Annotated in this window: 4 protein-coding genes and 1 pseudogene; 2 read left to right on the top strand and 3 right to left on the bottom strand. The window is 71.6% G+C overall.

Annotated elements, in window-relative coordinates; translation table 11 throughout:
• Positions 1-481: pseudogene (locus AC2H6A_RS17805) on the bottom strand (hypothetical protein); the annotation flags it as partial.
• Between the two features lie 57 nt (positions 482-538).
• On the opposite strand from AC2H6A_RS17805, the gene AC2H6A_RS17800 reads away from it, so the two are divergent.
• Positions 539-1540 carry a serine/threonine protein kinase gene (locus tag AC2H6A_RS17800; protein ID WP_484275062.1) on the top strand — a complete coding sequence of 334 codons (1002 nt, stop codon included), beginning with the start codon at positions 539-541 and terminating at the stop codon, positions 1538-1540.
• On the opposite strand, the gene AC2H6A_RS17795 is transcribed toward AC2H6A_RS17800, so the two are convergent.
• Positions 1527-3419, bottom strand: a complete 1893-nt coding sequence (locus AC2H6A_RS17795) for a propionate--CoA ligase (RefSeq protein WP_484275061.1) — start codon at positions 3417-3419, stop codon at positions 1527-1529. The genes AC2H6A_RS17800 and AC2H6A_RS17795 overlap by 14 nt on opposite strands.
• Positions 3420-3523: 104 nt before the next feature.
• On the opposite strand from AC2H6A_RS17795, the gene AC2H6A_RS17790 reads away from it, so the two are divergent.
• Positions 3524-4210 (top strand): C40 family peptidase, encoded by a 687-nt coding sequence (locus AC2H6A_RS17790; RefSeq protein ID WP_484275060.1) that lies wholly within the window; start codon positions 3524-3526, stop codon positions 4208-4210.
• Between the two features lie 46 nt (positions 4211-4256).
• Here AC2H6A_RS17790 and AC2H6A_RS17785 read toward each other — a convergent pair.
• Positions 4257-5048: patatin-like phospholipase family protein (locus AC2H6A_RS17785; protein WP_484275059.1), on the bottom strand; the 792-nt coding region annotated here is incomplete at its 5' end.

Genomic DNA, 5048 nt, shown 5'->3' with positions numbered 1-5048 from the left:
CGCGCTCCAGGCTGGCCGCCATGGCCTGGCTCTGGGCATCGGGCGTGGCGATGCCGGCCGGCGCACCGGGCGCCGCCATCAGCCGCAGGCCCGAGACCCGCACCACCCAGGCCGCCTGGGCGAGACGCTCGAGCGTGATCGCGTCGGGTTGCAGCCCCGCGGCCCCTTCCGCAGGCGCGGCGCGCGCACCGGCGCCCACCACCACCACCGCGCCGGGCGGTCTGCCGCCGGTCATCAGCGATTGCAGCCGCGCCTCGGTGAGCGGCGGCATGGACTCGCTCTCGAGGGCACCGCAGAGCCGGTTGGAGACCCAGGGCAATGACAGCAGCCAGATCAGGCCGATGCCGCTGCCGAGCAGCAGCACCGAGGCCGAGCGGCGCTTGCGCACCAGCAGCACCAGGCCGAGCACCGCCAGCAGCAGCGGGCCGGCCAGCGGCAGCAGGATCAGGTCGAGCAGCCAGCCGAACGAGGATGCTTGCATGACAGGAGATCTCCAGCCTCAGCGGGGTGCCCGATGGCGAGGGCTATGATGGTTGCCATGAACGACCCAGGACGCGCGCCCGACGCCACCCCCTACGGCCAGCTCACCCCGGAGCGGCTGCTCGACGCGCTCGAGGCCGTGGGTCTGCGCCCCGACGGCCGTCTGCTGGCGATGAACAGCTACGAGAACCGGGTGTATCAGCTCTGGATGGATGACGGTCCGCCGATGGTGGCCAAATTCTATCGCCCCGGCCGCTGGAGCGACGCGCAGATCCGCGAGGAACACGCCTTCGCGGCCGAGCTGGCCGCACACGAACTCCCGGTGGTCGCGCCGCTGGCGCTGGGCGGCGACACCCTGCTGCAGCACGGCGATTTCCGCTTCGCGATCTATCCGCGGCGCGGCGGGCGCGCGCCCGAGCTCGATGACCCGGCCGTGCTGCGCTGGCTGGGTCGCCTGCTCGGCCGCATCCACCGGGTGGGTGCGGTGAGCCGCTTCACGCATCGCGAGACCGTGAGCGTGGCGCTGCTGGGCGAGGCCTCGCGCCAGACCCTGCTCGAGGGCGGCTGGATTCCCGACGAGCTGCTGCCCGCCTGGCGCAGCATCGCCGATCGTGCGATCGACGGCGCCCGCGCGGCCTTCGAGCGGGCCGGCAGCCCGGCGCTGCTGCGCCTGCACGGCGACTGCCACGCCGGCAACATCCTGTGGACCGACGAGGGTCCGCACTTTGTGGACCTGGACGACGCCCGCAACGGCCCGGCGGTGCAGGACCTCTGGATGCTGCTCTCGGGCGACGCCACGGCCATGGCCGCGCAGTTGCGCGAGGTGCTGGCCGGCTACGAGACCTTCCAGCCCTTCGACCGGCGCGAGCTGCTGCTGCTGGAGGCGCTGCGCACCCTGCGCCTGCTGCACTACAGCGCCTGGATTGCGCGGCGCTGGGCCGATCCCGCGTTCCCGGCGGCCTTCCCGTGGTTCGGCACCGGCCGCTACTGGCAGGACCGGGTGCTCGAACTGCGCGAGCAGGTGGCCGCGATGGAAGAGCCCGCGCTCATGCCGGACTGACCGCGGCCCGGACCTGCTCCAGCGCGGCAGGGTCCTCGATGGTGGTGAGATCGCCAGGGTCGCGGCCCTCGCACAAGGCCTGGATGGAGCGGCGCAGCACCTTGCCGGAGCGGGTCTTGGGCAGCACCGTCACGAAGTGCACCCGCGAGGGCCGGGCCACCGCGCCGAGCTGCCGGTCGACCGTGGCCATGAGCTCACCCTCCAGACGCAGACGGTCGGCCGGCTGCGCGACCAGCGCCGGGTCCTTGAGCACCGCAAAGGCCATGGCCACCTGGCCCTTGAGCGTGTCGGCCACGCCCACCACCGCGCATTCGGCCACCGCGGCGTGGCTCGAGAGCGACTCCTCGATCTCACGCGTGCCCAGCCGGTGGCCGGCGACATTGATGACATCGTCGGTGCGGCCGAGGATGAAGTAGTAGCCATCGTCGTCGCGGATGCCCCAGTCGAAGGTGGAATAGACCTGCCGGCCGGGGATGCTCGAGAAATAGGTCTTCACGAAACGCTCGTCATCGCGCCAGACCGTCTGCAGGCAGCCCGGCGGCAGCGGCGGCACGATCGCCACCACGCCCTTCTCGTGGTTGCCCACTTCCTCGCCGGTCTGCTCGTGCAGCAGGCGGACATCGAAGCCGTACATCGGCATGCCGGGGCTGCCGAATCGGGTGGGGGTTGGCTCGATGCCGTGGGCCACGGTGAGGATCGGCCAGCCGGTCTCGGTCTGCCAGTAGTTGTCGATGATCGGCCGGCCCAGGCCCTCGGCGATCCAGCGCGCGGTGGGCTCGTCCAGCGGCTCGCCGGCCAGGAAGAGCGCACGCAGGCTGCGGGTGTCGTGGCGGGTGAGCCAGGCCGGATCCTGCTTCTTGAGCACCCGGATGGCAGTGGGCGCCGAGAACATCACCGACACCTGGTAGCGCGCGACCAGCTCCCACAGGATGCCGGGATCAGGCCGCAACGGCGTGCCTTCGTAGAGGATGGTGGCCATGCCCGCCAGCAGCGGCCCGTAGACGATGTAGGAATGGCCCACCACCCAGCCGATGTCGCTGGAGGAGAAGTAGGTTTCGCCGGGCCGGCCGCAGAAGATGTGCTTCATGGAGGCCGCGAGCGCCACCGCGTAGCCGCCGACATCGCGTTGCACGCCCTTGGGCTTGCCGGTGGTGCCCGAGGTGTAGAGGGTGTAGCTGATCTCGTTGGACTCGAGCCAGGTGACCGGCACCTGGGCATCGATGTGGCGCTGACGCTCCTGGGCATAGTCGAGATCACGGCCGGCCACGCGGCTGAAGGCACTCAGCCCCCGGTCGACCATGAGCACTGCGGCGGGCTGGTGGCTGCTCAGGCCGAGGGCCTCGTCGAGCAAGGGCTTGTAGGGCACGACCTTGCCGCCGCGCGAGCCGGCATCGGCGCTGACGATCAGCCGCGGCTGGGCGTCGTCGATGCGGGTGGCCAGGCTGTGCGAGGCGAAGCCGCCGAACACCACCGAGTGGATGGCACCGATGCGCGCGCAGGCATACATGGCGAACACCGCCTCGGGGATCATCGGCAGGTAGATGAGCACCCGGTCGCCACGGCCCACGCCGAGCGAGCCCATGATCGCGGCCATGCGCTGCACCTCGCGATGCAGTTCGGCAAAGCTGAAGATGCGTTCCTCGCCGGTCTCGGAGGACACGAAGATCAGGGCGGGCTTGTCGGCCTGGGTGGCCAGATGCCGGTCGATGGCGTTGTGGCAAAGATTGGTCTGGCCGCCCACGAACCAGCGGGTGAAGGGCAGCCGGCTGTCGTCGAGCACCCGCTCGAAGGGGGTATGCCAGTCGATGAGCGCGGCCTGTTCGGCCCAGAATGCCTCGCGTTCGTCCAGGGAACGCCGGTGGAATGACTTCAGGTTCATGTCGCCTCCTCGCGGCCGGATTCTGATGCCCGGCGCTTACTGCGCCCTGACGGGGGTGCCGCCCGATTTTGACACCCCGCCGGCTTTGCCCTTACCCTGCCGCCATGCCCGGATCCCGATTCCGAACCGCGCTGCGTGCAGCCGCGGTGGTCCTCACGCTGTCCAGCGTCGCCTTGTGGCCCGCCATGGCCGCGCGCGCCGAGACCGCGCAGGAGCCCCATCGCGGCACCGAGCTCGTGCTGCGGGCGCTGTCGCTGCTCGGGGTCAACTACAAGTTCGGCGGCAATTCCCCCGATACCGGGCTTGATTGCAGCGGGCTGGTGCGCCATGTGTTCCGCGAGGCCGCCGGCATGGTGCTGCCCCGCCGCGCCGAGGAGATCAGCCGGGCCGGCGAGACCATCGACACCGCACAGCTGCGGCCGGGCGATCTGGTCTTCTACAACACGCTGCGCCGCACTTTCTCGCATGTCGGCATCTACATCGGCAATGGCCAGTTCGTGCATGCGCCCTCGCGCGGCGGTGGCGTGCGGGTCGAGCAGATGAGCGAGTCCTACTGGAGCATGCGCTTCAACGGCGCCCGGCGGGTGCTGGCCGATGGCCTCGGGCTGGGCTGGGTCGCGGGCGCCGACAACGCCGCGGCGGCGAGCCCCGCCGCGTCGGCCAGTGGCGCACCGGTCCGCGGCGCACCGGTCGCCGGCGGCGGGCTGGCCGGTGCCGGCATGATGCTGCCGCTCACCGGCACGCTGCTCCCCGGCGGCGACCACCAGACCGGACTGCCGCCCAGCCACTGAGGCGTTCTGGCGCAGCCGCCAGGATCGCGGATTCAGGGCGGCTGATTCAGGGCCGCCAGCGCGCGATGCGGGCCTGCAGACCGGGCAGCGCGGCGCGCATGGCCTGCGCGCCCAGGGCCATCGCGCCGGGGCGGTCGGAGAAATCTGCCGAGCCGCGGTCACCCACCATCGGCGTGACCACGGCGTCGGCCTCGCGCAACTCGGCAGCAGCAAGGTGCTGCGACATGATCGCCACCGACTGCAGCAGCACCCTCGGCAGCGAGTCGGTGTCCTGGAACCGCGGCTTGGCCGAGATGTCCACCGCGATCACCACCTCGGCGCCGAGCGCGCGCGCGGCGCGCACCGGCACCGGGCTGACCAGCCCGCCATCGACATACTCGCGATCGCCGATGCGCACCGGCTCGAACACCCCCGGCACGGCGCTCGAGGCGCGCACGGCCAGGCCGGCATCGCCGCTGCGCGCCAGACGCATCGAGCCGTCATACAGATCGGTCATCACCGCGGCATACGGCAGGGCAAACCGCTCGATCGGGCGCGAGCCCACCCAGCGGTTGATCGAGTCCTGCAGTGCGCGCCCCCGCAGCACGCCGCGCGCGCTGAAAGTCCAGTCGCCAAGAGCGCCTTCTTCCAGACCCAGGGCTGCCTCGCGCAGGGCGCGCGGACTCATGCCGCTGGCATAGAGCGCACCCACGACGCTGCCGGCACTGGTGCCCACCACCAGGTCGGGGCGCAGGCCGGCCTGCTCCAGCACCTCGATCACCCCGACATGCGCGAAGCCGCGCGCGGCGCCTCCGCCCAGGGCCAGCCCCAGGCGCGGCTTGCGCGGGGTCGGGTCGCC

This window comes from Quisquiliibacterium sp. (assembly GCF_982640115.1).
The sequence above is the reverse complement of the archived record's forward strand: the minus strand, read 5'-3'. Positions and strand labels throughout refer to the sequence as shown.